The sequence below is a fragment of the Cellulomonas sp. SLBN-39 genome (assembly GCF_006715865.1).
Classification (GTDB): Bacteria; Actinomycetota; Actinomycetes; order Actinomycetales; family Cellulomonadaceae; genus Cellulomonas.
This window is the reverse complement of the sequence record NZ_VFOA01000001.1, coordinates 2,702,278-2,729,229: the sequence shown is the minus strand read 5'-3', so window position 1 is coordinate 2,729,229 and position 26,952 is coordinate 2,702,278. Positions and strand designations below refer to the sequence as shown.

Here is a 26,952-nt window from a genome sequence, read left to right as displayed (position 1 = left end):
GACATGAGCACCACCACAGCACCACAGGGCACCGGCGGACCGCCGGCCGACGTCGATGCGCCCCGCGCATGGCGGCGCGGCAGCGGCGAGGTCGACGATGCCACCCTCCGACGGATCGAGAAGTGGTGGCGTGCCGCCAACTTCATGTCCGTCGGCCAGATCTACCTGCTGGACAACCCCCTGCTGCGTCGTCCGCTCTCGCGCGACGACGTCAAGCCCCGTCTGCTCGGCCACTGGGGCACCACCCCGGGCCTGAACTTCCTCTACGCGCACCTCAACCGCGCGATCGCGGAGCGGCAGCAGTCGACCATCTACGTCACGGGCCCCGGCCACGGCGGTCCGGGCCTGGTGGCGAGCGCCTACCTCGACGGCACGTACTCCGAGGTCTACTCGGACATCACGGAGGACGAGGAGGGCCTGCGCCGGCTGTTCCGGCAGTTCTCGTTCCCGGGCGGCATCCCGAGCCACGTGGCCCCGGAGACGCCGGGCTCGATCCACGAGGGCGGCGAGCTCGGCTACGCGCTGAGCCACGCGTACGGCGCGGCGTTCGACAACCCGGACCTGCTGGTCGCGGCGGTCGTCGGCGACGGCGAGGCCGAGACGGGCCCGCTGGCGACGAGCTGGCACTCGAACAAGTTCGTCAACCCGCGCCAGGACGGCATCGTCCTGCCGATCCTGCACCTCAACGGGTACAAGATCGCGAACCCGACGGTGCTGGCGCGCATCAGCGACGACGAGCTCGAGGCGCTCATGGTCGGGTACGGCCACAAGCCGCACGTGTTCGTCGCGGGCTTCGACGACGAGGACGACCTGAGCATCCACCGCCGCTTCGCGGCGCTGCTCGACGAGGTCCTCGACGAGATCGCGGACATCAAGGAGCGGGCGGCGCGCGGCGACGAGTCGCGCCCGATGTACCCGATGATCGTGCTGCGCTCCCCCAAGGGCTGGACGGGACCGGCGGAGATCGACGGCAAGAAGACGACGGGCTCGTGGCGCGCGCACCAGGTGCCGCTCGCCAGCGCGCGGGACACCCCCGAGCACCTGGCGGTGCTCGAGGAGTGGCTGCAGTCGTACCGCCCGGCGGAGCTGTTCGACGCGACGGGTCGCATCGACGACGACCTGCGCCGCATCAACCCGGTGGGCGACCTCCGCATGAGCGCGAACCCGCAGGCCAACGGCGGGCTCCTGCTCAAGGACCTGCGGCTGCCGGACTTCCGGGACTTCGCGCAGGACGTGCCGGCCCCGGGCGCGACGATCTCCGAGGCGCCGCGCGTCCTCGGCCAGTACCTGACCGAGGTGATCCGCCGGAACCCGGACAACTTCCGGATCTTCGGCCCGGACGAGACCGCGTCGAACCGCCTCCAGGCGGTGTACGAGGTCACGGACAAGCAGTGGAACGCGGACTTCCTCGGCGCCGACGTCGACGAGCACATGTCCCGCGCGGGCCGCGTCATGGAGATGCTCTCGGAGCACCAGTGCCAGGGCTGGCTGGAGGGCTACCTGCTCACCGGCCGCCACGGGCTGTTCACCAGCTACGAGGCGTTCATCCACATCGTCGACTCGATGTTCAACCAGCACGCGAAGTGGCTGAAGGTCACCAACCACATCCCGTGGCGGCGGCCGATCGCGAGCCTGAACTACCTGCTCTCGAGCCACGTGTGGCGGCAGGACCACAACGGCTTCAGCCACCAGGACCCCGGCTTCATCGACCACGTGGTCAACAAGAAGGCCGAGGTCGTCCGGGTGTACCTGCCGCCGGACGCGAACACGCTCCTGTCCACGTACGACCACTGCCTGCGCAGCCGTCAGTACGTGAACGTCGTGGTGTCGGGCAAGCAGCCGGCGCCGAACTTCCTGACGATGGACCAGGCCGTGGCGCACTGCACGCGCGGGCTGGGCATCTGGGAGTGGGCGGGCACCGAGGTGCCCGGCGAGGAGCCGGACGTCGTGCTCGGCGCCGCCGGCGACGTTCCGACCCTCGAGGTGCTCGCGGCGGCGGACATCCTGCGGCGCGAGCTGCCCGACCTGAAGGTGCGCGTGGTCAACGTCGTCGACCTCATGCGCCTGCAGGACGAGCGCGAGCACCCGCACGGCCTGTCCGACCGGGAGTTCGACACGATCTTCACCGCGGACCGGCCGGTGGTGTTCGCCTACCACGGGTACCCGTGGCTGATCCACCGCCTCACGTACCGCCGCAACGGGCACAAGAACCTGCACGTGCGGGGGTACAAGGAGGAGGGCACGACCACGACGCCGTTCGACATGGTCATGCTCAACGACCTCGACCGGTACCACCTGGTGATCGACGTGATCGACCACGTCAAGGGCCTGCGCGCCTCGCAGGCGGGTCTGCGCCAGCGGATGGTCGACGCACGCCTGGCGGCGCGCCAGCACACCCGTGAGCACGGGGAGGACCTCCCCGAGGTGCGCGACTGGGTGTGGCCGGACGCCGGGGACGCGGCAGCCGAGGGGGAGATCGCGGCGACGGTCTTCACGGGCGGCGACAACGAGTAGCAGCAGCACGTCGTGGGGAGGGCGGTCCGGCCGACCCGGTGGGACCGCCCGCCCCGCGACGACGACAGGCCCCCACCGGGGCCGCGACGGGGAGTGAGCGCGACAGTGGCCCGCACGATCTACGTGATGTCCGCCGAGGGGAACACCGGCAAGTCGGTGGTCGCCCTCGGCCTGGTCGACCTGCTGACACGGTCGGTGCAGCGGGTCGGGGTGTTCCGGCCGGTGGCCCGATCGACGCAGGAGCGGGACTACGTCCTGGACCTGCTGCTGGAGCACGACGGCGTGGACGTCGCGTACGACGAGGCGGTGGGCGCCACGTACGAGGAGGTCATCGCCGACCCCGAGGGGGCGCTGTCGCGGATCGTCTCGCGGTTCCACGACGTGGAGCGCCGCTGCGACGCGGTGGTCGTCGTCGGCACCGACTACACGGACGTCGCCGGCCCGACGGAGCTGGCGTACAACGCGCGGATCGCCGCGAACCTCGGCGCCCCCGTGGTGCTGGTCGTCAACGGCGCGAACCGCTCCCCCGACGAGATGGGGCACGCGGCCGAGGTCGCGCACTCCGAGATCGCCGCGAACCACGCCCAGGTCGTCGCGGTGGTGGCGAACCGCTGCGCGCCCGGGTACCTGCCGCAGATCCAGCAGGCGCTCTCGGGCCCCGTGCCGGTGTGGGCGCTGCCGGACTCCCCGCTGCTGTACGCCCCGACGCTGCGCCAGCTCATGGAGGCCGTCGGCGGCACGCTGGTGGGCGGCGACGAGGTGCTGCTGCAGCGCGAGGTCCTCGACGTGCTGGTCGGCGCGATGTCGATCGAGCACCTGCTGGACCGCCTGCAGGACGGTGCCGTCGTCATCACGCCGGGCGACCGGGCGGACGTGCTGCTGGGACTGCTCATGGCGCACCAGGCGGAGGGCTTCCCGTCGCTGGCGGGCATCATCCTCAACGGCGGCCTGGCCCCGGCGCCGTCGATCGAGCGCCTCGTGGGCGGCCTGGGCTCGCGCCTGCCGCTGATCACGACGAACCTCGGCACGTTCCGCTCGGCGAGCGCGGCGGCGGCCACGCGGGGCCGGCTGACGCAGGACTCGCAGCGCAAGGTCGACACGGCGCTGGCGCTGTTCGAGCAGCACGTCGACGGTGCGGCGCTGCTCGCGGCGCTGGAGGTCGAGCGCCCGAGCGTGGTCACCCCCCTGATGTTCGAGTACCAGCTGCTCGACCGGGCGCGCACGGACCGCAAGCACATCGTGCTCCCCGAGGGCGGCGACGACCGGATCCTGCGGGCGGCGTCGACGCTGCTGCAGCGTCACGTGGCGGACCTGACGATCCTGGGCGACGAGGCGTCGATCCGGGCCCGGGCCACCGAGCTGGGGCTCGACCTGGACGAGGCCCAGGTCATCGACCCGAAGAACGGCGAGACGCTGGAGCGGTTCGCCGAGGCGTACACCGAGCTGCGCAAGCACAAGGGCATGACGGTGGAGCGGGCCCGGGAGATCGTCTCGTCGGTGTCGTACTTCGGCACGCTCATGGTGCAGCTCGGCCTCGCGGACGGCATGGTCTCGGGCGCGATCCACACCACGGCGCACACCATCAAGCCGTCGTTCGAGATCATCAAGACCGCACCCGGCACGAACAACGTCTCCAGCGCCTTCCTCATGTGCCTGGAGGACCGGGTGCTCGTCTACGCCGACTGCGCGGTCATCCCCGACCCGACGGCCGAGCAGCTGGCGGACATCGCGATCTCCTCGGCGGAGACGGCCGCGCAGTTCGGCATCGAGCCGCGGATCGCGATGCTCTCGTACTCCACGGGCGAGTCCGGCACGGGTGCCGACGTGGAGAAGGTCCGCGAGGCCACCGCCCTCGTGCGCGAGCGCCGCCCGGACCTGTCCGTCGAGGGACCGATCCAGTACGACGCCGCCGTGGACGCCTCGGTGGCGAAGACGAAGATGCCCGACTCGGCGGTCGCGGGCCGTGCGACGGTCTTCGTGTTCCCCGACCTGAACACGGGCAACAACACGTACAAGGCCGTGCAGCGCTCCGCGGGCGCGGTCGCGATCGGCCCCGTCCTGCAGGGCCTGCGCAAGCCCGTGAACGACCTGTCGCGCGGGGCGCTCGTGCAGGACATCGTCAACACCGTGGCGATCACGGCGATCCAGGCGCAGGCCCTGGCCGCCGCGTCGCTCGACACCCCCACCAGCACCGACCCGGAGGCAGCCGCACGATGACCGCACCGCACCCGACCAGCACCGTGCTGGTCATCAACTCCGGCTCGTCGTCGATCAAGTACCAGCTGGTCGACCCCGCGGGCGGCGAGGCCGTCGCCTCGGGCATCGTCGAGCGCATCGGCGAGGAGCTCGGCGCCGTCAAGCACGTGGCGCACGGCACGACGACCAAGCGCGAGGTGCCCGTCCCGGACCACGCCGTCGGCCTGCGCATCGTGCTCGGCCTGTTCGACGAGATCGGACCGGACCTCGCGGGGTCGCACGTCGTGGCGGTCGGGCACCGGGTCGTGCAGGGCGGGGCCCTGTTCGACGGGCCCGTGCTCATCGACCCGCAGGTCGAGAAGCAGATCGAGGACCTCGCGCCGCTGGCGCCGCTGCACAACCCGGCCAACCTCACGGGGATCCGCGTCGCGCAGGCGCTGCTGCCGGACGTGCCGCACGTCGCGGTGTTCGACACGGCGTTCTTCCGCACGCTGCCCGACGCGGCGGCGACCTACGCGATCGACGCCGACGTGGCCGCGGAGCACCAGGTCCGCCGGTACGGGGCGCACGGCACGTCGCACCAGTTCGTCTCGCGCCGCGTGGCCGAGGTGCTGGACCGGCCGCTGGACGAGCTCAACCAGATCGTCCTGCACCTGGGCAACGGTGCGTCGGCGTCGGCGGTGCGCGGTGGCGCGGCCGTCGAGACGTCGATGGGCCTGACCCCGCTCGAGGGCCTGGTCATGGGCACCCGGTCGGGCGACATCGACCCGGCGGTCGTGTTCCACCTGCACCGCAACGCGGGCATGAGCATCGACGCGATCGACGACCTGCTCAACCGCCGGTCCGGGATCAAGGGCATCTGCGGCGAGAACGACTTCCGCACGCTGCACGACCTGGTCGCGGCGGGCGACGAGAAGGCTGCGCTCGCGCTCGACGTGTACCTGCACCGGCTGCGCAAGTACATCGGCGCGTACCACGCGGTGCTCGGGCGCCTGGACGTGCTGACGTTCACCGCGGGCGTCGGGGAGAACGACGACATCGTCCGCCTGCGCGTGTGCCAGGGCCTGGAGCCGATGGGGATCGTCGTGGACCCGGTCCGCAACGAGGGGCGCATCGGCGTGCCGACGGTCATCTCGCCCGACGGGGCGCCGGTCACGGTGCTGGTCGTGCCGACGAACGAGGAGCTCGCGATCGCGCGCCAGGCCGTCGACGTCATCGGCGCCTGACTGCAGGACCCCACGGGCCCGCCCCGCGCCGACCGGCGCGGTGGCGGGCCCGTCCTGTGTGACGAACACCGCGCCCGCGCACCCTCCCCACGGCAGTAAGGTGAGCCTGGCCTTATCGTCCGCACCACCGAGGGATCCCATGCGCCCCGCACACCTCCGCCCGCTCCGGGCCGTCGCCGCCGTCGCCGCCGTCGGGCTCACGCTCACGGCCTGCGCCACGACGTCCGGCACCACGACCGACGCGACCGAGACCGCCGCGAGCGCGTCCGGCACGTTCCCGGTCACCCTGACGAACACGTTCGGCGAGACCACCGTCGAGGCGCAGCCCGAGCGGGTCGCGACCGTCAACTGGGGCAACCACGACGTGCCGATCGCGCTCGGCGTCGCCCCCGTCGGGATCCAGCTGACGACCTACGGCGACGACGACGGCGACGGCGTCCTGCCCTGGACGTTCGCGGGCCTCGAGGCCCTGGACGCCACCGGCGACGCGCTGCCGGAGCTGTTCGACGAGACCGACGGCATCCCGTTCGAGCAGGTCGCGAACACCGAGCCCGACGTCGTCCTGGCGGCCTACTCCGGCCTGACCGAGGAGGACTGGACGACGCTGTCCGAGATCGCCCCGACGGTCTCCTACCCCGAGTTCGCGTGGGGCACGAGCTGGAAGGACATGGCGCTCATCGACGGCGAGGCGCTCGGCCTCAAGGCCGAGGCCCAGGCCCTCGTCGACGACGTCCTCGCGCAGATCGACGAGGCGCTCGCCGAGCGGCCCGACGTCGAGGGCAAGACCGTCGCCTACACGTGGATCGACCCCGCCGACCCGAGCACGATCGGTGTCTACACCCCGCTCGACGCCCGCGTGCAGCTGCTCAGCGACCTCGGCCTCGTCGACGCGCCGTCGGTCGTCGAGCTCGCCGGCGACACGGACCAGTTCTACGTGAACCTGTCCGCGGAGGAGGCCGACACCCTGGCCGACGTCGACGTGCTCGTCACCTACGGCGACGACACCACGCTCGAGACGCTGCAGGCCGACCCGCTGATCGGCAAGATCCCCGCCGTCGAGCGCGGCTCCGTCGTGGTGGTCCCGAACGCCGAGCCGATCTCGGCCGCGACGTCCGGCCCGACGGTCCTCTCGATCCCGTGGGTCCTCGAGGACTACCTGGACCTGTTCCAGGCCGCCGCCGAGCAGGTCGGGTGACCCTGCTCCACCCGACGCCGACCGCCTCCTCCGGGGGGCGGTCGGCGTCGCTGCGCCGCCGCCGCTCCGTCGGGCTGACGGTCGCCGTGGCCGGGCTCGCCCTGGCGGTGCTGGCGTCGCTCGCGTTCGGCACCCGCGTGGTGGGCTGGCAGGACGTCGTCGCCGGCGTCCTGCACCCGGACATGGACGTCATCGCCCAGGCCGCCGTGCAGTCCCGCGTCGCCCGGACCGTGCTGGGTCTGCTCGTGGGCGCCGCGCTCGGTCTCGCCGGCGCCGTGATGCAGGGCCTGACCCGCAACCCCCTCGCGGACCCGCTGCTGCTGGGGGTCAGCTCGGGCGCGTCCCTGTTCGTGGTCATGGGCATCGCCTGGCTCGGGCTGTCGACGCTGACGCAGTACGTGTGGCTCGCGTTCGCCGGTGCGGCCGCGGCGTCGGCGCTCGTGTACGGGATCGGGTCGCTGGGCCGCGAGGGCGCCACGCCCCTCAAGCTCGCGCTCGCCGGTGCCGCGACGAGCGCCGCGCTGAGCTCGGCGGTCTCGATGGTGCTGCTCTCGCGCACCGACGTGTTCGACACGTTCCGGTTCTGGCAGATCGGCTCGATCGGGCGCGCGGACCTCGCGGACATCGCCCGGGTCGCCCCCTTCCTCCTCGTCGGCGCCGTGCTGGCCGTGGGCTGCGCACGGGGCATGGACGCCCTCGCGCTCGGTGACGAGCTCGCGACGGGTCTGGGTCAGCGCACCCTCGTCGTCCGGCTGGTCGGCGCACTGGCGGTGGTGCTGCTGTGCGGCACGGCCGTCGCGATCGCCGGCCCCATCGGCTTCGTCGGCCTGGTCGTCCCGCACCTGGCCCGCGCCTTCACCGGGCCGAGCCACCGCTGGCTCCTGCCGTACTCCGCGGTGCTCGGCGCCGCGCTGCTGCTCGTGGCCGACGTGGTCGGCCGCGTCGTGGCCCGGCCGCAGGAGATCGAGGTCGGCATCGTCACCGCCGTGCTCGGTGCGCCCGTGTTCATCGCGATCATCCGGCGCCGTCAGGTGCGTGAGCTGTGAGCGCCGCCCTCGCGCCCGCCGCACCGGCGGCCTCGCCGGTCGCGGCCGGCCGCCGTCGTCGCACGCGCCACCGCCGTCTCGTCGTCACGGGCCTCGTCGTGACCGTGCTGGCCCTCGTGGTCGTCGGGCTGTGCGTCGGCGAGCGCCTCTACTCCCCCGTCGACGCGGTACGCGTGCTGCTGCTCGGCGAGCGGGTGCCCGGCGCGTCGTTCACGATCGGCACGCTGCGCGGACCGCGCGTGCTCACGGGCCTGCTGGCGGGCGTCGCGTTCGGCATGGGCGGCGCCGTGTTCCAGACGATGCTGCGCAACCCGCTGGCGAGCCCGGACATCATCGGCGTCAGCGCCGGTGCGAGCGCCGCTGCCGTCGTGGCGATCACGCTGCTCGGCGCGTCCGGCCCCGGCGTGTCCGTCGTCGCGGTCGTCTCCGGGCTCGTCGTCGCGGGTCTGATCTACGCGTTGTCGTGGCGGCGGGGCGTCCAGGGGGCGCGACTGGTGCTCATCGGCATCGCGGTCGGCGCGATGCTCGACTCCGTCATCAACTACGCGATGACCCGCGCCGGGGTCTACGACGCGAACGAGGCGCTGCGCTGGCTCACCGGCAGCCTGAACTCGGCGTTCTGGGCGGGCCTCGGCCCGCTCGCCGCGGCGATGGCCGTGCTCGTGCCGCTGCTGCTCGTCGTCGCGCGCCGCCTGCCCATCCTGCAGCTCGGCGACGAGGCCGCGGCCGGGCTGGGCGTCCGGCCCGACCGGGCGCGGCTCGCCCTGCTCCTCGTGGCTGTCGCGCTCGTGTCGGTCGGCACGGCCACGACGGGGCCCATCGCGTTCGTCGCGTTCCTGTCCGGGCCGATCGCCCACCGCCTCCTGCGCGGCACGGGCTCCCTGCTCGTGCCCGCCGGTCTCGTCGGTGCGGTCCTCGTGCTCGCCGGCGACCTCGTCGGCCAGCACCTGCTCGTGGCACGCTTCCCCGTGGGCGTGGTCACGGGCGTGCTCGGTGCCCCCTACCTGCTCTGGCTGCTGGCCAGGACCAACCGTTCCGGAGGACGTCTGTGACGAGCCACGAGCACACCGGCCAGCCGCGGGACGCCGCGACGCACACGCTCGCCGTCGAGGCCGCGACCATCGGCTACGACGACCGCGTCGTCGTGCACGACATGACACTGACGATCCCGTCGGGGCGGATCACGACGATCGTCGGCGCCAACGCGTGCGGCAAGTCGACCCTGCTCAAGGCGATGGCCCGGCTGCTGAAGCCCCGCGCGGGGCACGTGCTGCTCGACGGCACGCCGGTCGAGCAGCTGCCGCCCCGGCAGGTCGCCACCGTGATGGGCATGCTGCCGCAGACCCCGGTGTGCCCGGAGGGCATCGCCGTGGCGGACCTCGTCGGGCGCGGGCGGTACCCGCACCAGGGCTGGTTCCGCCGCTGGACCGCGCAGGACGACGCCGCCGTCGAGGAGGCGCTGCGGGTCACGGACACCCTCGAGATCGCCGACCGCCCGGTGGACGAGCTGTCGGGCGGCCAGCGCCAGCGCGTGTGGATCGCCATGGCCCTCGCGCAGCAGACCGACGTGCTGCTGCTCGACGAGCCGACGACGTTCCTCGACGTCGCCCACCAGGTCGAGGTGCTGGACCTGCTCACCGACCTCAACCGGTCCCGCGGCACGACCATCGTCATGGTGCTGCACGACCTCAACCTGGCGGCGCGGTACACGGACCACCTCGTGGCGCTGCGCGAGGGCAGGCTCGTCGCGGAGGGCGCCCCCGCGGACGTGGTGACGCCCGCGCTCGTCGAGGAGGTCTTCGGCATGCAGGCGCAGGTGGTGCCCGACCCCGTGTCGGGCACGCCGCTCGTGGTCCCCGTGGGCCGGCACCACGCCGGGGCGTCGGCGCCGCTGCGCCAGCTCGTCGAGCAGGCCTGAGCCGCTCCGGGGCGCGGTCGGCCCCGGGCAGGTCAGGGGATGCGCAGGGCCCGGCGCAGCTCGAGCCAGCGGGTCAGCACCTGCGGCCACACGTGGTGCCCGAGCCCGTAGACGTGACCGGTGCGCGGCAGCCGCCCCCCGTGGGCGCCGCGGTGCACCACGACGGTCTGCAACGAGGTGGTGGCCCACAGGCCCTCGCGGCCGTGGCGCGCCCCGTACCCGGACGCCTTCGTCCCGCCGAGGGGCGCGGCCACGGCGCCGTACGCACCGGCGTAGCCCTCGTTGACGACGACGGCACCGGCCTGCACGCGGGCGGCGAGGCGGGCGCCCCGGCGGGTGTCGGCGGTCCAGACGCTGGCGAACAGCCCGTGCTCGGTGTCGTTCATGGCGGCGACGGCCTCGTCGTCCGACGCGACGGGGTACAGGGCGACGACGGGGCCGAACGTCTCCTCGCGGGCCAGGCGGGCGTGCTCGGGCACGTCGGTCAGCACCGTCGGGGCGTAGAACCACGGTCCGAGGTCGGTGCGCTGCTCGGCGCCCGTGAGCACGGTCGCACCCAGCCCGACGGCGTCCTCGACGTGCTCGACGACGGTCGCGAGCTGCGCGGCCGACGCGAGGGAGCCCATGTCGGACCGGTAGTCCAGCCCGGGTGCGACCCGCAGCTGGCGCACCCGACGCACGAAGGCGTCGGTGAAGTCGCGGCGCACCGCCTCGTGCACGTAGATCCGCTCGACGCTCAGGCACAGCTGGCCGGCGGAGCCGAAGCAGGCACGTACCGCGCCCTCGGCGGCCACGTCGACGTCGACGTCCTCCGCGACGTACATCGGGTTCTTGCCGCCGAGCTCGAGCACCACGGGCACCCCGAGCTCGCCCGCGCGCGCGGCGAACACCCGGCCCGACGCGGTCGAGCCGGTGAAGGAGGCGTGGTCCACGTGCTCGAGCAGGCCCATGCCGACGTCGGGGCCGCCCACGACGACCTGCACGACGTCGGCCGGCAGCCCGGCGTCCTCGAGCAGCTCGTGGCACCACAGGAGCGTGAGCGCGGTGCGCGGGTCGGCGCGCAGGAGCACGGCGTTGCCGGCGGCGACCGCGGGCAGCACGTCACCGAGCCCGAGGGTCAGGGGGTAGTTCCACGGCGCGACGACGGCGACGACGCCGACGGGGTGCCGCAGCACGCGTGCGGACGAGACGAGCGGCAGCACGCCGGCCTCACGGCGGGGCGCGAGGTAGCGGCGGGCGCGCACGGCGTAGTGGCGGGCGACGTTGGCGACGTCGCCGACCTCCTCCCACGCGTGCGCGCGAGCCTTGCCGGTCTCGATCTGCACGAGGTCGAGCACGTCGCTCTGCCGCTCGAGCAGCAGGTCGTGCACGCGGCCGAGCACGGCGGTGCGCTCGCGCAGGGGGCGGGCCGCCCAGGTGCGCTGCGCGGAGCGGGCCCGCCGCGCGGCCTCCGGCAGGTCGTCGGGCGTCGTCAGCGGGACGGCCGCGATGGGGGCGCCGGTGAAGGGCGTGTGCGAGGTGCTCGTCGCCGCCGAGGGCCCGGCGACGACGCGCGCGAGGAGGCTCCGCACGTCGTCGGGCTCCAGGACGTACGTGGCGAGCGGGTCGGTCTCGGGGTCGTGCAGGTCCGCGTGCTCGTGCGCCATCGCGTCAGGGTACGCGCGGTGCGGGCGGGTGGGCGGTGCACACGCACCGCCCACCCGCCCGTTCACCCGCGTCGCGGGCCGCTCACCAGCCGAGGGTCTCGCGGACCTGGGCCTCGGCGAGGGCGAGCGCGTCGGCCCGGGCCTGCGGCGCGGACGACGCCGCGAGCGCGGCGCGGGCCATCTGCTCGCACCGCTCGCGCGTGTGGTGCCGCAGCGCGAACCGCACGGCCGGCAGCGCGCCGGGCGACATCGACAGGCTGGTGACGCCGAGGCCGGTGAGGACGAGGGCCATGAGGGCGTCGCCCGCGGACTCCCCGCAGACCCCGACGGGCTTGCCGAGGTCCTGCCCGGCCCGGGCGGTGGCCGCGACGAGGTCCAGCACGGCGGGCTGCCACACGTCGAGCAGGTCGGCGAGCTCGCCGCGCAGCCGGTCGGTGGCCATCGTGTACTGCGCGAGGTCGTTGGTGCCGATCGAGACGAAGTCCACCTCGGCGAGGATCTCGCGGGCCCGCAGCGCGGCGGCGGGGATCTCGACCATGACCCCGACGGTCGCGACGCCGGCCGCGCGGGCCCGGCCCGCGAAGTCCCGCGCCTCGGCGGGCGTCGCGATCATCGGCGCCATGACCCACGGCGTCGACCCGGTCGCGGCCTGCGCGGCGCCGAGGGCGGCGAGCTGGGTCTCGACGAGCGCAGGGTTCGAGCGCACGAGCCGGTAGCCGCGCACCCCGAGCGCCGGGTTCTCCTCGTCGGGCTGGCTGGCGAACGCCAGCGGCTTGTCGGCACCGGCGTCGAGCGTGCGGACCACGACCTTGCGGTCGCCCATCGCCCGCAGGGCCTGGGCGTAGGCCTCGGCCTGCTCGTCCTGGGTCGGGGCGGTCGTCCGCTCGAGGAAGATCACCTCGGTCCGGAAGAGCCCGACGCCCTCGACGGGGCCGGCCCCGACGCGCTCGGCGTCGGCGGCCGTGCCGATGTTCGCGAGGAGCGCGACGGCGTGCCCGTCGGCCGTCGCCCCGGGCCCGGTCTCCCGCGCGAGGAGCCGGTCGGCCTCGGCACGGCGGGCGACGGCGGCCCGCACCTCGTCGCCGGGGGCGACCACGACCGTGCCGTCGGCCGCGTCGACCGCGACGTCGACCCCGTCCTCGAGGTCGGTCGCCCCGGCGACGCGCACGACGCACGGCAGCCCGAGCTGCCCGGCGATGATCGCCGTGTGGCCGGTGGGGCCGCCGAGCTCGGTGACGATCGCCAGGACGTTGTCGAGGTCGAGCGCCGCCGTGTCCGCCGGCGCCAGGTCGCGGGCGACCACGACGGACGGGCGGGTCAGCGCGGGCACGCCCGGGTCGGGCAGCCCGAGCGTGCGCGCCACGACCCGGTCGCGGACCGAGCGCAGGTCGGTGACGCGCTCGGCGAGGTAGCCGCCGGCCTGCTCGAACATCTGGGCGAACATCTGCACGACGGCGTCGAGGGCCGCGACGGGCGGTTCGCCGGCGTCGACGCGCGCGAGGACCTGCGTGCGCAGGGCGTTGTCGGCGGCCATCTGGGCGGTCGCCGCGAGGACGTCCCGCACGGTGCCGGTGGCCGCGTCCGCCTGGACCCGCAGGCCCGCGGCCACGTCGGCGAAGGCCGTCTCGACGGCCGCGTGGACCTGCTCGGGCCCGGCCGGCCGGCCGTCGACGAGCAGCGGCGCGTCGGCCGGCACGGACGGTGCGGGCCGGACCTGGGCGACGGGGCCGACGACCGACCGGCGCCCCACGCCGACGCCGTGCAGCACGCCGCCGGCGGGGGCACCGACGGTCGCCGCGGTCACGACGTCGCCCCCGCGTCAGCCTCGGGCGCGTCGAGGTCGGTCGCGAGCAGGCCGACGAGCTCGTCGAGGGCCCGGTCCGCGTCGGGGCCGTCGGCGGCGAGGGTGACCTCGGCGCCGTGCGGGATGCCCAGCGACATCACGAACAGGATGCTCGAGGCGTCGACGGGCGCCCCGCCCGCGGTGGCGATCGTGACCGGGACGCCGGTGGCGGCGACGGCCTGGGTGAACAGCATCGCGGGGCGGGCGTGCAGCCCGACGCGGGAGGCGACGGCGACGGTGCGCTCGGCCATGGGGTGTCTCTCCTTCGGGACGGGGACGGGTCGTGCGGGCCTCAGGCGGCCTGGGCGGCCAGGGCCTGGTCGTCGGCGGCCCGGTCGGCCGCGACGAGCGGGTCGTGCTTGAACGTCTTGAGGACGACGACGAGCAGCGCGGTGACGACCGTGCCGATCGCGACGGCGGCGACGAACCCGAGCGGGTTGCCGATGAGCGGCAGGACCCACAGGCCGCCGTGCGGGGCGACGAGCGTGGACCCGAAGGCCATGGTCAGCGCACCGGTGACGCTCGACCCGACGACGGAGGACAGGATGATCCGCCACGGGTCCGCGGCGGCGAACGGGATCGCGCCCTCGGAGATGAACGAGATGCCCAGCAGCCAGGCGGCCTTGCCGTTCTCCTGCTCGGCGTGCGTGAACAGCTGCTTGCGGACCGTGGTGGCCAGCGCGAGGGCGAGCGGGGCGACCATGCCGGCGGCCATGACGGCGGCCATGACCTGGTACTGCACGGCACCGGGCTGCAGGCCCTCGGTGGCCAGGCCGGTGACGGCGAACGTGTACGCGACCTTGTTGATCGGACCACCGAGGTCGAAGCCCATCATCGCCCCGAGGATCACGCCCATGAGCACGAGGTTCGCACCGGACAGGCCGTTCAACCAGTTGGTCAGGCCCGTCATGGCCGAGGCGATGGGCCGGCCGATGAGGACGAGCATCGTGATGCCGACGATCGCGGACGACAGCAGCGGGATCACGACGACGGGCATGATGCCGCGCACACCCTTGGGGACGTTCCAGCGGCTGATCCACAGCGCCACGAACCCGGCGAGGAAGCCGGTGACGAGGCCACCGAGGAAGCCGGCGCCGACGAACCCGGCGGCCGCGCCACCGACGAACCCGGGCACCAGGCCGGGCCGGTCGGCGATCGCGTAGGCGATGAAGCCGGAGAGCACGGGCACGAGGAAGCCGAAGCTCAGCTGGCCGGTCTTGAGCAGGATGACCGCCCAGTGCTGCAGCGAGAGCGGGTCGAACGCGGCGACGACCGTGCCGGCGTCGACGCCGGTGACCTCGATCGCGCCCTCGGCCCCGCCCCAGGCGACCTGCGCGAGCATGAAGCTCAGGGCGATGAGGATGCCGCCCGCGGCGACGAACGGGATCATGTACGACACGCCGGTCATGAGCCACTGCCGGACCTTCGTGCCGGCGCCGGCGTCACGGTCGACCTTGGTGGCCGGCGCGGCGGGCGCGGGCCCGGCCGAGGCCGGGACGCCGGCCTCGACCGCGGCCACGGCGGCGGCGATGACGCCGGGCGCGTCGTGCACGGCCTTCTTGACGCCGACGTCGACGAACGGCTTTCCGGCGAACCGGGCCTTGTCCTTGACCTCGAGGTCGGCGGCGTAGATCACGCCGTCGGCGGCCGCGACGACCGCGGGGTCGAGCGGTGTGGAGCCGGCGGCGCCCTGCGTCTCGACCTGGACGTCGTGCCCGGCGGCCTTGCCGGCCTGCTCCAGGGCCTCGGCGGCCATGTAGGTGTGGGCGATGCCCGTGGGGCACGAGGTGACGGCGACGAGCTTCATGACGGCACGACCTCTCGGGTGACGATCTCCGCGACGGTCTGCGCGTCCGGCGCGTCGAGGAGGGACTGGCGGAAGGACTCGTGGACGAGGCGCCGGGCCAGGGCCGCGAGGATCTTCAGGTGGTCGGCGTCGCCCTCGGCGGGCGCGGCGATGAGGAACACGAGGCGGGCGGGCCCGTCGGGTGCGCCCCAGTCCACGCCCTGCGCGAGCTTGCCGACGGCGAGGCTGGGGGCGGTGACGTGCGCCGAGCGGGCGTGCGGGAGGCCGACGCCGCCGGGCATGCCCGTGGCCATCTGCTGCTCGCGCGCGGCGACGTCGGCGGCGAAGCCGTCGGCGTCGGTGACCCGGCCCGCGGCGGCGAGCAGGTCGACGAGCTGCCGCGTGGCAGCGGTGCGGTCGCCCGCGACGAGGTCGACGGCGACCAGCTCGGGGGTGATGAGGGATGTCGACGAGGTCACGTCACAGCTCCTTGATCGCGAGGTGCGGGTCGGGGTCCAGCACGACGCGGACCTCGTCCACGTCGACGTCGTCGGGGCCGGGCACCTCGGTGCCCGGCAGCAGCACGGCCGCCCGGCCCCAGGCCACCGCGGTCCGCAGCCGGTCGGCGGCGGTGCCGTCGGCCGCGAGGAAGCCCGCCAGCGTGGAGTCGCCCGCGCCGACGGTCGACAGCGGCACGAGCGCGGGCCCGCCCGCCCAGACCGGCTCGGCCGCGTCGGCGGAGACGAGCAGCGCGCCGTGCGCGCCGAGGCTGACGAGCACCTCGCGCGTGCCCAGGGCGATGACCTCGCGGGCCGCGCCGACGACGTCGCCGACGGTGACGAGGTCGCGCCCGACCATCTCGGCGAGCTCGTCCTCGTTCGGCTTGACGAGGGCGAGACCACCGGCGCGCACGGCCTGCCCGAGCGGTGCGCCGGACGTGTCGAGCAGGAGCGGCACGCCGTGGCGGCCGGCGACACCGGCGAGCCGGACGAAGAAGTCGTCCCCGGCGCCGGCGGGCAGCGACCCGGCGGCGACGACGGCGCGCGGGGCGCCGGCGAGCTGCGCGTCGACGGCAGCGAGGAGCGCGTCGACCTCGGCCGCCGACAGCCGCGGACCGGGCGCGTTCACCTTGGTCGTGGTGCCGTCGCGCTCCTGGAGCGTGATGTTGGTGCGGGTGTCGCCGGTGACGGGCACGGGCACCGCGGGCACGCCCTGCTCGGCCATGAGCGTGGTGAGCCGCGCGCCGTCCGGGCCGCCGCTGGGCACCACGGCCACGGCGTCGAGCCCGTGCCGCACCAGCGCCCGGGCGACGTTGATGCCCTTGCCGCCGGCGTGCACGTGCGTGGTGTGCGCACGGTTGACCTCGCCGACCTCGAGCGCGTCGACGTCGAGGGCGCGGTCGACGCTCGGGTTGGGGGTGACGGTGACGATCATGCGCGCACCACCCGGGTGCCGGCGGCCTCGATCTCGTCGGCGAGCTCGGGCTCGACCGCGGCGTCGGTGATGAGGGTGTCGACGTCGGCGAGGTCGGCGACGCGGGCGAGGTCGACGCGGCCGACCTTCGTGTGGTCGGCGAGCACGACGGTGCGCCGCGAGGCGGTGACGAGCGCCCGCTTGACGGCGGCCTCGGCGAGGTCGGGCGTGGTGACGCCGTGGTCGGCGGTGATGCCGTTGGCGCCGAGGAACGCGACGTCGACGTGGATCTCGGCGAGGTCGCGCAGCGCCCAGGAGCCGACGGCGGCGAGCGTGCGTCCGCGCACGGTCCCGCCGACCAGGTGCAGCGTGGTGCCCGGGCGGGTGGCGAGCACGGTGGCCACGGGCAGCGCGTGGGTCACGACCGTGAGCTCGCGGTCGGTGGGGAGCAGCTCGGCGAGGCGCACGGTGGTCGTGCCGGCGTCGAGGATGACGGCGCCGCCGTCGGGCAGCTCCTCGAGCGCGGCCTTGGCGATGCGCTCCTTCTCCCCCGAGAGCAGGCCCTCGCGGTCCGCCAGCCCGGGCTCGAAGCCGAGGCGCTCGACGGGGATCGCGCCGCCGTGCACGCGGCGCACGAGCCCGTGCCGCTCGAGCGCGGTGAGGTCGCGCCGGATGGTCTCGGGGGTGACGTCGAGCTCGCCCGCGAGGGCGGTGACGTCCACGCGGCCCTCGCTGCGCGCCCGCGTGAGGATCTGCTGGTGTCGCTCCGGTGCGTACACATCGACTCCGTCGTCCCGTGCCGCCCGTCTCGGGCGGCCTGTGTCCAGGATCATCCCGCCGTGCCGGGATGTCAAGCCGAGTCGGACACAAACGGATGTGCACGGACATCCGTTCTTGTGGCAACGGACATCGGTCCCAGATCGCCGGTCGTGCCGGGTCGCGCAGGCCCGCGACCAGGACGGACACCGCGCCGGGCAGCACGGCGCGCGGGGCCCGGACGGACCCCGCGCACCGTCGGGTCAGGCGTTGACGCCCGCGAGCAGGCCGTACAGCTCGTCGGTCGTGCCCGCCTCGGCGACCCGCTGCGCCTGGTCGGTGTCCGCGAACACGAGCGCGATCCGCGAGAGCACCTCCAGGTGCTGCCCGTCCACGCCCGCGATCCCCACGACGACCCGGACGGGCGAGCCCTTCCAGTCGAGGGGCTCGGCGTACCGCACCACCGAGATCGCCGACCGTCGGATCTGGTCGGTCGCGTCGAGCGTGCCGTGCGGGATCGCCAGGCCGTTGCCCATGAACGTCGTCATGGTCCGCTCACGCTCGAGCATCGCCTCGACGTACGCCGGCTCGACGGCCCCGCCCTCGACGAGCAGCGCACCGGCCTCCCGGATCGCCTCCTCGTACGTGCGGGCCGTGCCCTCGGCCCGGCAGGCGGCCCGCGTCAGGACCTCGCTCACGGCGCCTCCCCCGCCCCGGCGGCCGCACGCGACGCGCCGAGCTCGGAGACGACGTCGTCGTACACGGGGCTGTTCATGAAGTTGTCCACCGAGACGTGCCGGGTGGTCGGCGCGTGCTGCCGGGCCCGCTCGGTGAGCTCGCGCTGGCTGATCACCAGGTCCGCCGCGTCGTCGTCGAGGGTCGCGACCGCCTTGTTGACGACGGTCACACCCTCGATCCCGGCCTTGCGCAGCTTGTCGCGCAGGACGGCCGCGCCCATCGCCGACGACCCCATGCCGGCGTCGCAGGCGAAGACGATCGTGCGCACCGGCGCCGCCGTGCCCGTGGCGCCCACCAGCGAGGACAGCGCCGCGCTGCTGCGCCCCTTGTTGGCCTCGGTCTGCGCGACGGCGGCGGCGAGGTCCCCGCTCTCGCCGGCGGCCAGGTCGCGCTTGCGGCTGGCCCGCAGGATGACGGCGGCGACGAGGAACGACACGGTCGCGGACAGCACGACCGAGAGGATCACGCCGAGGTAGCTGTCGCGCGACGTCTGGGCGAGGACCGCGATGATGCTGCCCGGTGCCGCCGGGCCCACGAGCCCGCTGCCGAAGACGACGTTCGTCGCCACCCCGGTCATGCCGCCCGCGATGGCCGCGACGATCAGCACCGGCTTCATGAGGACGAACGGGAAGTAGACCTCGTGGATGCCGCCGATGAAGTGCACGAACATCGCCCCGGGCGCGGTCGACCGCGCCGCGCCGACGCCCAGCAGCGTGTACGCCAGCAGGATGCCCAGGCCCGGACCGGGGTTGGCCTCGACGAGGAACAGCAGCGACTTGCCCTGCTCGACGACCTGCTGCGCCCCGAGCGGGACGAGCACGCCGTTGCCGATGGCGTTGTTGAGGAAGAGCACCTTGGCCGGCTCGACGATGATGCTCATCAGCGGCAGCAGGCCGTTGTCGGCGAGCCACGCCACGATGTCGCCCAGCCACGTGCTGATCTGCGAGACGACGGGGGCGATGCCGAAGAAGGCGGCCACGGACATGGCCCCGCCGACGATCGCGGCGGAGAACATGTTGACGAGCATCTCCAGGCCCGGCTTGAGCTTGCCGTCCCAGAGGCTGTCGACGAGCTTCATGACCCACGCGGCGAGCGGGCCGACGATCATCGCGCCGAGGAACATCGGCACCGTGCTGCCCACGATGATGCCGAGGGTCGCGATCGTCGCGACGACGCCGCCGCGCTCGCCGTGCACCAGCCGGCCGCCGGAGTTCGCGATGAGCAGCGGCAGCAGGTACGTGACCATCGGGCCGACGAGCCCGAGGTACTGCCGGAACGTGGTCCCGTCGTCGGCGAGGACGAGCTGGGTGGCGGCGCCCTGCCAGGCGCCAGGCAGGTCGGCGTTGCCGAAGCCGCCGAGCATCTCGTTGGGCAGCCACCCGACGCTGATGAACAGCGCCGTGATCAGTCCCCAGGCCAGGAAGGCGGGGAGGTTCGGCATGATCATGCCGGTGAGGAAGGCACCGAAGCGCTGGAGGCGGACCTGGGCGGTCCGGCCTCGGCTCAGGGTCGGTGCGGCCGATGCGGTGGTCGTCATGGCCAGTTCACACTCCGCTGGTGATCGTCGTTGATCCGCTGCGTCCGCCGTGCGGGCGCGGGTCGTGCTGGGGTGGTGGTGCAGGTCGTGCGTGGTGGTGGCAGGCCCGGGAGGGGCCGGTCCCGCCGTGCGCCCGCACCGGCGTCGACGTCGGTGCGGGCGCCCGGGGCGCGGGCCCCGGAGGTCAGGGCTCGATCGTGACCTTGATGCCCGTGCCCTGCCGCACGACGTCGATGCCGTCGAGCACCTGGTCGAGCGGGAGGCGGTGGGTGATGAGGTCGTTCACGGGCACCGAGCCGTCGGCGATCATGCCGAGGGCCTGCTTGTTGTGCTGCGGGCTCGAGCCGTTCGCACCGACGATGGTCAGCTCGCGGTAGTGCACGACGTTCGAGTCGAGCGTGATCGTCGGACGGTCCTTGGGCAGCCCGCCGAAGAAGCTGATCCGGCCGCGCGGGGCGACCATCCGCAGCGCCTGCTCCTGCGCCGCGCCCGACGCCGCCGCGGTGATCACGACGTCCGCACCGCGCCCGCCCGTGAGCTCGAGCACCGCCTCGACGGGGTCGACGTCCGCCGCGCAGATCGCCGCGTCGGGCTTGACCGCCTCGGCGGCCATGTCGAGCCGCTCGCGGCTGAGCTCGACGAGGTAGACCGTCGACGCCCCGCGGGCCCGGGCCAGCCGCACGTGCAGGCAGCCGATGGGCCCGGACCCGACGACCACGACCGTGTCGCCGTCGTGCACGTCGGCCAGCTCCTGGGCGTTGATGGCGCAGGCGAACGGCTCGGCCACGGACGCCTCGGCGTACGAGACGCCCTCGGGGATCCGGTTGAGGCCGTCGACCGCGAGGACCTCCTTCGGGACGACCATGTGGGAGGCGAACCCGCCGTCGAAGTCGTAGCCCATGGAGACCTGGTTCGGGCAGATCGTCATGATGCCGGCCCGGCACCAGTCGCAGGTGCCGCACGGGATGGCGGCGATGACCTGGACACGGTCGCCGGCGGCCCAGCCCTCGACACCGTCGCCGACGTCGACGATCTCGCCCGCGATCTCGTGACCCATGACGCGGGGCGGCACGATGCGCAGGTGGCCCGCGGTCGAGATCTTGACGTCCGTGCCGCACATCGAGCAGGCGCGGACGCGGATCTTCACCTCTCCCGGGCCCGCCTCCGGCTCGGGGGCGTCCTCGAGCCGGACGTCACCGGGGGCGTAGAAACGGAAGACCTTCATCGCTCTCCTCGCAGGGGTGTCGCGGGGCGTCCGTGGCCCGCCGGCGCACCGGGGTGCGCGGCCGGGGACCTCGGTGTCCCTCGGTGCGGAGGCGGGGTCGCTCCCCGCATCCGTCGTCAGGATGGCCCCGGGCTCACAGCAGTGTCAACCCATTCCCACACGGTCGGCGGCAAACGGACCTCAGAAATGTGAGAACGGGCAGATCAGACGATCGAGCACGGCTGGACAACGGTCCAGGGTCCCGGGTGGGCGACCCGGCCGGACGGACCGGCGGCGGGGTCAGGACACCCCTCGGCGGCCTCGACGACCGCCGGGACGACGACGGGCCGGCCCCGGGGTGGGGCCGGCCCGTGCAGGGTCGGTACGCCGACGGCTGGTCGGCGGGTGCTCAGAAGGGCTGGTAGGGCGAGACCACGACCTCGATGCGCTGGAACTCCTTGAGGTCGGAGTAGCCGGTCGTCGCCATCGCACGACGCAGCGCCCCGATGAGGTTCAGGGTGCCGTCCGCCGTCCGGCCCGGGCCGAACAGGATCTGCTCGAGCGTCCCCGCGGTGCCCACGTGCACGCGCTCGCCGCGCGGCAGGTGCGGGTGGTGCGCCTCCGGGCCCCAGTGGAACCCGCGTCCCGGCGCCTCGGACGCCCGGGCCAGCGCGGCGCCGAGCATGACCGCGTCCGCGCCGCACGCGATCGCCTTCACCAGGTCGCCCGAGCGACCGACGCCCCCGTCGGCGATGACGTGGACGTAGCGGCCGCCCGACTCGTCGAGGTAGTCGCGGCGTGCCGCGGCGACGTCCGCCACCGCGGTCGCCATCGGCGCGTGGATGCCGAGCGACACGCGCGTCGTGTGCGCCGCGCCGCCGCCGAAGCCGACGAGCACCCCCGCCGCCCCGGTGCGCATGAGGTGCAGGGCCGCCGTGTACGTCGACGCACCGCCCACGATCACGGGCACGTCGAGCTCGTAGATGAAGCGCTTGAGGTTGAGCGGCTCCGCGCGGCCCGACACGTGCTCGGCCGAGACGGTCGTGCCGCGGATGACGAACAGGTCGACACCCGCGTCGACGACGGTGCGCCAGTGCTCCTGCGTGCGCTGCGGGCTCAGCGCACCGGCGACCGTCACACCCGACTCCCGGACCTCCTGGAGGCGCGCCCGGATCAGCTTGGGCTGGATCGGGCGCGCGTAGATCTCCTGCATGCGCGCCGTCGCGCGGGCGGCGTCGAGCCCGGCGATCTCCTCCAGCAGCGGCGCCGGGTCCTCGTACCGGGTCCAGAGGCCCTCGAGGTCGAGCACCCCGATGCCACCCGCCCGCCCCAGGGCGACCGCGGTGGCGGGGCTCATCACCGAGTCCATCGGCGCGGCCAGCACGGGCAGGTCGACGTGGTAGGCGTCGATCTGCCAGCCGACCGAGACCTCCTCGGGGTCACGCGTGCGGCGCGAGGGCACCACCGCGATGTCGTCGAAGGAGTACGCCCGGCGCCCGCGCTTGCCGCGCCCGATCTCGATGTCGCTGGTCACCGTCCCAGGTTACCGGCGTCCCGCAGCACGACGGGGCACGGGCCGGCACGGCGGCGACGTGCCGGCGCGCGGGCCCGCGCGTCAGCGACCCGTGTAGTTCGGCGCCTCGACGGTCATCTGGATGTCGTGCGGGTGGGACTCCTTGAGCCCCGCCGGCGTGATCCGGATGAACTTCCCGCGCGCCTGGAGCTCGGGGACCGTGTGCGCACCGACGTAGAACATCGACTGGTGCAGCCCGCCGACGAGCTGGTGCGCGACCGCCGAGAGCGGGCCCCGGTAGGGCACCTGGCCCTCGATGCCCTCGGGGACGATCTTCTCGTCCGACGCGACGTCGGCCTGGAAGTAGCGGTCCTTGGAGTACGAGACCCGCCCGCGCGAGGCCATGGCACCGAGCGAGCCCATGCCGCGGTAGTGCTTGTACTGCTTGCCGTTGACGAAGACGAGGTCGCCGGGCGACTCGTCGCAGCCGGCCAGCAGCGAGCCCAGCATCACGGTGTCCGCACCCGCCACGAGCGCCTTGGCGATGTCGCCCGAGTACTGCAGCCCGCCGTCGCCGATGACGGGCACACCCGCCGGGCGGCACACCTGGGCCGCGTCGTAGATGGCCGTGACCTGCGGCACGCCGACGCCCGCCACGACCCGCGTCGTGCAGATCGAGCCCGGGCCCACGCCCACCTTGACCGCATCCGCGCCCGCGTCGACGAGCGCCTTCGCACCCTCGCGGGTCGCGACGTTGCCGCCGATGACCTGCACGTGCGCCGTGCCCGGGTCGGACTTGAGGCGGCTGACCATCTCCAGCATCAGTCGGGCGTGACCGTTCGCCGTGTCGACGACGAGCACGTCGACGCCCGCCTCGACCAGCGCGGACGCCCGCTCCCAGGCGTCGCCGAAGAAGCCGATCGCCGCGCCGACGACCAGGCGCCCGTCGGCGTCCTTGGTCGCGTCGGGGTACTGCTCCGACTTCACGAAGTCCTTGACGGTGATCAGCCCGCGCAGCACGCCCGCGTCGTCGACCAGCGGCAGCTTCTCGACCTTGTGCTTGGCGAGCAGAGCGGCCGCGTCGGCCCGGCCGATGCCCTCGGGCGCGGTGACGAGCGGCATCGACGTCATCTCGTCGCGCACGAGGCGGGTCTCGAACTCGCCGGGCGGCACGAAGCGCAGGTCGCGGTTGGTGATGATGCCCAGCAGCCGGCGCTGGTCGTCGACGACCGGGAGGCCGGACACGCGGTACGTGCCGCACAGGGCGTCGAGCTCGGCGAGCGTCGCGTCCGGCGAGACGGTCACGGGGTCGGACACCATGCCCGACTCGCTGCGCTTGACCCGGTCGACCTGGTGCGCCTGGTCGGCGATCGACAGGTTGCGGTGCAGGATGCCGACGCCACCCTGGCGCGCCATGGCGATCGCCATGCGCGCCTCGGTGACGGTGTCCATGGCGGCCGACACGAGCGGCACGCGCACGGAGATCTCGCGGGTGAGGCGCGAGGTGGTGTCGACCTCGCTCGGGATGACGTCGGTCTCCCCGGGCAGGAGGAGGACGTCGTCGTAGGTGAGCCCGACCCGGGCGAACGGGTCGGCCGGGGCGCCGTGTGCCTGCTCCGTCATCGTCCCAGGATACGTGCCGCACGGGCCGCCCCGTGGCCGACGGCAGCGCGGGCGGCAGGGCACGGCGGCGCCGGCCGCGGCAGGGACCCGTCGGGCGCGGCCGGGGTCAGTCGATGATGCCGCGCCGCAGCCCGATCGCCACGGCCTGCGCCCGGTCGGACGCCCCGAGCTTGCGGAACAGCCGTCGCGCGTGGGTCTTGACCGTGTCCTCGGACAGGTACAGCTCCTGGCCGATCTGGGCGTTCGAGCGCCCGTGGCTCATGCCGACGAGCACCTCGATCTCGCGCTTGGTCAGCTGTGCGGGCACGTCGCCCGGACGCAGCGACGTCGCCGGACGGCCCTCGTAGGGCGCAGCGGGCGCCGGGCCGACGGGCTGCGGCACGAGCGGCGCCGACGTCACGGGGCTGGCCTGGACGTGCGCCGCGACGGCGGCGAGCTCGGCCCGGCCCACGTCGGGCGCGAGGAACCCGCGCGCGCCGAGGGCGAGCGCACGGTCCAGGGCCTCGCCGTCGTCGGGCCCGGCGAGCACGACCACGGCCGCGGACGGCGCGACGGTGCGCAGGCGGCGGATCGCCTCCGCCGGGCCGGGGGCCGGCAGGTGCGCGTCGAGCAGCACCACGGTCGGAGGGATGCGGCGGGCCAGGGCCAGCAGCTCGTCAGCACTCGCCGCAGCACGCACCGGGGCCAGGGAGGGGACGCCGATCGACGTCACCACCAGCCGCTCTCGCACGCTCGACGAGCCGTGGCACACCACGACGCCAGCCATCAGTTCCTCCTCGAAAGGCCTTGCACGGATCTGAGGCCCCATCGGCGTTACCGGTGGGTCACGTTAGCCCTGGAGAGGGACGGCGGTGAATTCCCCCGCACCGTTTCCTCCCGGTTGAGGGCCCGCACGTGATATGTCGTCACGCGTTCGGGTGCGTCCGGGCCGGACCGGTCCCGGGCGGCCGTCCGGGACGGCTCCCCGGACGGCCCAACGGCCTGACGTCCCCGCGGCCGGCCGGAGGGTGCGTCGGGAGCGCGCCGCCCGCCCCGCCGTCGCGACGGGTGCTCGACCGGCGCTCGACGGCGCGGTCAGCCGTGGGCCGACGGCACCACGGCGGCGACGCACTCGTGCAGCAGCCCCCGGAACGACCGCGAGCGGTGCACGGTCCGGTCGAGCGGCACGCGCTCGACCGCGGCGTCGGGGACCATGACGAACTGCGCGAGCCCGGGGTGCTCACGCGCGAGCCACGCGACGACGCCCAGGTCCGGCTCGTCGCGGCTCGTGACCGTGACGAGCGCGCCCGGGCGCGTCATGACGACCAGCTCCCCCGCGTGGCGCGACGAGACCGGCCCGCCGACGGTGCGGGCGTCGACTCCCGCGACCGCGAGGGCGGCGGCCAGCGCGTGGGCGAGCAGCGGCCGCGGCTCGCCCGGCGTGGTGAGCACGAGGACGACCGGTGCGCCGGGACGGGGCGGGCGCACGGTCCGGGCGCGCAGGGCGCCCAGGGCCGCGGCGGTCACGGTGGCCCCGGCGTCGACGCCGGGACGGTCGACGACGGTGCGCAGCGCGAGCGCGGCGAGCACGGGCTCGACGAGCGTGGTCCACCAGGTCGCGACGTCGTCGGTCTCCGCGACCGCGAGCAGCCCGGCGCACCGGTCGTGCTGGCCCGCGAGCGCGGCGTCGACGACGGCGTCCACGCCACCGCCCCCGGGCAGGCCCGCGGGCCGGGGCGAGGGCAGGGACGGGGCGGGGGACGCGGCGCTGACGTCCGCGGTGAGCGCCCGCCGCGCAGCCTCGGCCGGGGCGACGCCCTCGATCGTGAGCCGTCGCATGACGAGCAGGCGCTCGACGTCGCGTGCGCTGTACCGCCGGTGGGCGCCGGCGCTGTGGGCGGACGGGCCGAGCCCGTACCGGCGGTCCCAGGTGCGCAGCGTGGCGGGGGCGACGCCGAGGCGCCGGGCGACGGCGGCGACGGCGAGGGCAGGCGCGTCGGCGTCGTCGGACGGGTCGGCGGGCGCGGGCTGGGTGTCCGGGAGGTCGGCGACGCCCGCGGCGTCGGGGCGGTCGCCCGGCAGACCCGGGTGCGCCGGGCCGTCCGTCGGGCGGGCCGACGGTCGCGACTCGGTCATGGCGCGATTGTGCCAGCCGGGCGCGTCCGGCGCGGGGGACGATCCGCCACCTGGGGAAGGACCGACGTGACGCAGCGCACGTCACCCGGGTGAATCAGATCGCGACCGGGTCTTGAACAACTTCTGAAACGGTTGCTAACGTGACGACACATCGCCACCGCATCGCTTCGATCGGGCGGCGAGACCGACCCCACCCGGCGATCCCGCCGGGGTGCGACCTGCAGGACCCCCAGGAGGAACCCATGGCGGAGATCTCGCGACTGCCCGGACCGGTGATGGACCTGTGGGAGTGGCAGTTCGACGGCGCCTGCCGCGACGCGGACCAGGACCTCTTCTTCCACCCCGAGGGCGAGCGCGGAGCGGCGCGTCGTCGCCGCGCCGAGGCCGCCAAGGCCATCTGCGCCACGTGCCCGGTGATCAACGAGTGCCGGGAGCAGTCCCTGACCGTCCGTGAGCCCTACGGCGTGTGGGGCGGCCTGTCCGAGGACGAGCGGACCGCCGTGCTCGCCGAGCGCGCCGGACGCCGCGCCGTCGTCTGACCCACGACGTCCCTGACGCACGCTCCTCGTCCCGCCGGACCCACGGCGGCCCGGGCGCCGACGGCGCCGTCCGGGTCCGCAGGCCGGCAGGCCGACGGCGAGCCGCGCGCAGCACAGCAAGGACGCACACGGCCAGGACGCACG

Annotated in this window: 22 protein-coding genes; 8 read left to right on the top strand and 14 right to left on the bottom strand. The window is 74.3% G+C overall.

The window, feature by feature from the left end:
* Positions 1 to 3 precede the first annotated feature (3 nt).
* The 7 genes from FBY24_RS12620 to FBY24_RS12590 all read left to right on the top strand — a co-directional run bounded on the left by FBY24_RS12620 (position 4) and on the right by FBY24_RS12590 (position 10,095).
* Positions 4 to 2,514, top strand: coding sequence for a phosphoketolase (locus FBY24_RS12620; RefSeq protein WP_255432376.1), 2,511 nt, complete (start codon positions 4 to 6; stop codon positions 2,512 to 2,514).
* A gap of 105 nt (positions 2,515 to 2,619) precedes the next feature.
* Complete coding sequence (gene pta, locus FBY24_RS12615) at positions 2,620 to 4,731, top strand: phosphate acetyltransferase (RefSeq protein WP_142163505.1); 2,112 nt, start codon at positions 2,620 to 2,622, stop codon at positions 4,729 to 4,731.
* Positions 4,728 to 5,936, top strand: coding sequence for an acetate kinase (locus FBY24_RS12610; RefSeq protein ID WP_142161027.1), 1,209 nt, complete (start codon positions 4,728 to 4,730; stop codon positions 5,934 to 5,936). The genes pta and FBY24_RS12610 overlap by 4 nt, the downstream gene beginning before the upstream one ends.
* A 139-nt stretch (positions 5,937 to 6,075) precedes the next feature.
* Positions 6,076 to 7,131, top strand: a complete 1,056-nt coding sequence (locus FBY24_RS12605) for an iron-siderophore ABC transporter substrate-binding protein (RefSeq protein WP_142161025.1) — start codon at positions 6,076 to 6,078, stop codon at positions 7,129 to 7,131.
* Entirely contained in the window at positions 7,128 to 8,177 is a 1,050-nt protein-coding gene (locus tag FBY24_RS12600) for an iron ABC transporter permease (RefSeq protein ID WP_142161023.1), read from the top strand. The genes FBY24_RS12605 and FBY24_RS12600 overlap by 4 nt, the downstream gene beginning before the upstream one ends.
* Complete coding sequence (locus tag FBY24_RS12595; RefSeq protein WP_142161021.1) at positions 8,174 to 9,229, top strand: iron chelate uptake ABC transporter family permease subunit; 1,056 nt, start codon at positions 8,174 to 8,176, stop codon at positions 9,227 to 9,229. Before FBY24_RS12600 ends, FBY24_RS12595 begins: the two co-directional genes overlap by 4 nt.
* A 101-nt stretch (positions 9,230 to 9,330) precedes the next feature.
* On the top strand, positions 9,331 to 10,095 hold the full coding sequence (locus tag FBY24_RS12590; RefSeq protein ID WP_142163503.1) for an ABC transporter ATP-binding protein: 765 nt from the start codon (positions 9,331 to 9,333) through the stop codon (positions 10,093 to 10,095).
* 32 nt (positions 10,096 to 10,127) lie between these two features.
* Here the strand turns inward: FBY24_RS12590 and FBY24_RS12585 are convergent, their stop codons facing one another.
* The 14 genes from FBY24_RS12585 to FBY24_RS12520 form a co-directional block, all read right to left on the bottom strand.
* Complete coding sequence (locus FBY24_RS12585; RefSeq protein ID WP_142161019.1) at positions 10,128 to 11,741, bottom strand: succinic semialdehyde dehydrogenase; 1,614 nt, start codon at positions 11,739 to 11,741, stop codon at positions 10,128 to 10,130.
* A gap of 82 nt (positions 11,742 to 11,823) precedes the next feature.
* Positions 11,824 to 13,545, bottom strand: a complete 1,722-nt coding sequence (gene ptsP / locus FBY24_RS12580; protein WP_255432375.1) for a phosphoenolpyruvate--protein phosphotransferase — start codon at positions 13,543 to 13,545, stop codon at positions 11,824 to 11,826.
* Positions 13,542 to 13,835: an HPr family phosphocarrier protein gene (locus FBY24_RS12575; RefSeq protein ID WP_142161017.1), complete on the bottom strand. Its 294-nt coding sequence runs from the start codon at positions 13,833 to 13,835 to the stop codon at positions 13,542 to 13,544. Before FBY24_RS12575 ends, ptsP begins: the two co-directional genes overlap by 4 nt.
* Before the next feature lie 41 nt (positions 13,836 to 13,876).
* Positions 13,877 to 15,391: a PTS fructose transporter subunit IIC gene (locus tag FBY24_RS12570; protein WP_142161015.1), complete on the bottom strand. Its 1,515-nt coding sequence runs from the start codon at positions 15,389 to 15,391 to the stop codon at positions 13,877 to 13,879.
* Entirely contained in the window at positions 15,388 to 15,849 is a 462-nt protein-coding gene (locus FBY24_RS12565) for a PTS sugar transporter subunit IIA (protein WP_140457251.1), read from the bottom strand. Before FBY24_RS12565 ends, FBY24_RS12570 begins: the two co-directional genes overlap by 4 nt.
* 1 nt (position 15,850) lies before the next feature.
* Positions 15,851 to 16,804 carry a 1-phosphofructokinase gene (pfkB, locus tag FBY24_RS12560; protein ID WP_142161013.1) on the bottom strand — a complete coding sequence of 318 codons (954 nt, stop codon included), beginning with the start codon at positions 16,802 to 16,804 and terminating at the stop codon, positions 15,851 to 15,853.
* Positions 16,801 to 17,562, bottom strand: coding sequence for a DeoR/GlpR family DNA-binding transcription regulator (locus FBY24_RS12555; protein ID WP_142161011.1), 762 nt, complete (start codon positions 17,560 to 17,562; stop codon positions 16,801 to 16,803). The genes pfkB and FBY24_RS12555 overlap by 4 nt, the downstream gene beginning before the upstream one ends.
* 240 nt (positions 17,563 to 17,802) lie before the next feature.
* On the bottom strand, positions 17,803 to 18,237 hold the full coding sequence (locus tag FBY24_RS12550; protein WP_142161009.1) for a PTS sugar transporter subunit IIA: 435 nt from the start codon (positions 18,235 to 18,237) through the stop codon (positions 17,803 to 17,805).
* Entirely contained in the window at positions 18,234 to 19,814 is a 1,581-nt protein-coding gene (locus FBY24_RS12545; protein WP_142161007.1) for a PTS mannitol transporter subunit IICB, read from the bottom strand. The genes FBY24_RS12550 and FBY24_RS12545 overlap by 4 nt, the downstream gene beginning before the upstream one ends.
* 184 nt (positions 19,815 to 19,998) lie before the next feature.
* Positions 19,999 to 21,039 (bottom strand): zinc-dependent dehydrogenase, encoded by a 1,041-nt coding sequence (locus FBY24_RS12540; RefSeq protein ID WP_142161005.1) that lies wholly within the window; start codon positions 21,037 to 21,039, stop codon positions 19,999 to 20,001.
* 388 nt (positions 21,040 to 21,427) lie between these two features.
* Positions 21,428 to 22,552, bottom strand: a complete 1,125-nt coding sequence (locus FBY24_RS12535) for a GuaB3 family IMP dehydrogenase-related protein (protein WP_142161003.1) — start codon at positions 22,550 to 22,552, stop codon at positions 21,428 to 21,430.
* Between the two features lie 81 nt (positions 22,553 to 22,633).
* Positions 22,634 to 24,154, bottom strand: a complete 1,521-nt coding sequence (gene guaB, locus FBY24_RS12530; protein WP_140457258.1) for an IMP dehydrogenase — start codon at positions 24,152 to 24,154, stop codon at positions 22,634 to 22,636.
* 106 nt (positions 24,155 to 24,260) lie between these two features.
* Positions 24,261 to 24,920, bottom strand: a complete 660-nt coding sequence (locus tag FBY24_RS12525) for a response regulator transcription factor (protein WP_142161001.1) — start codon at positions 24,918 to 24,920, stop codon at positions 24,261 to 24,263.
* A 308-nt stretch (positions 24,921 to 25,228) separates the two neighbouring features.
* Complete coding sequence (locus tag FBY24_RS12520) at positions 25,229 to 26,269, bottom strand: MerR family transcriptional regulator (protein ID WP_142160999.1); 1,041 nt, start codon at positions 26,267 to 26,269, stop codon at positions 25,229 to 25,231.
* 242 nt (positions 26,270 to 26,511) lie between these two features.
* Between FBY24_RS12520 and FBY24_RS12515 the strand changes: the two genes are divergently transcribed.
* The gene (locus FBY24_RS12515) at positions 26,512 to 26,808 is read left to right on the top strand and encodes a WhiB family transcriptional regulator (protein WP_142160997.1); all 297 of its coding nucleotides are present in this window, start codon (positions 26,512 to 26,514) and stop codon (positions 26,806 to 26,808) included.
* Positions 26,809 to 26,952 lie beyond the last annotated feature (144 nt).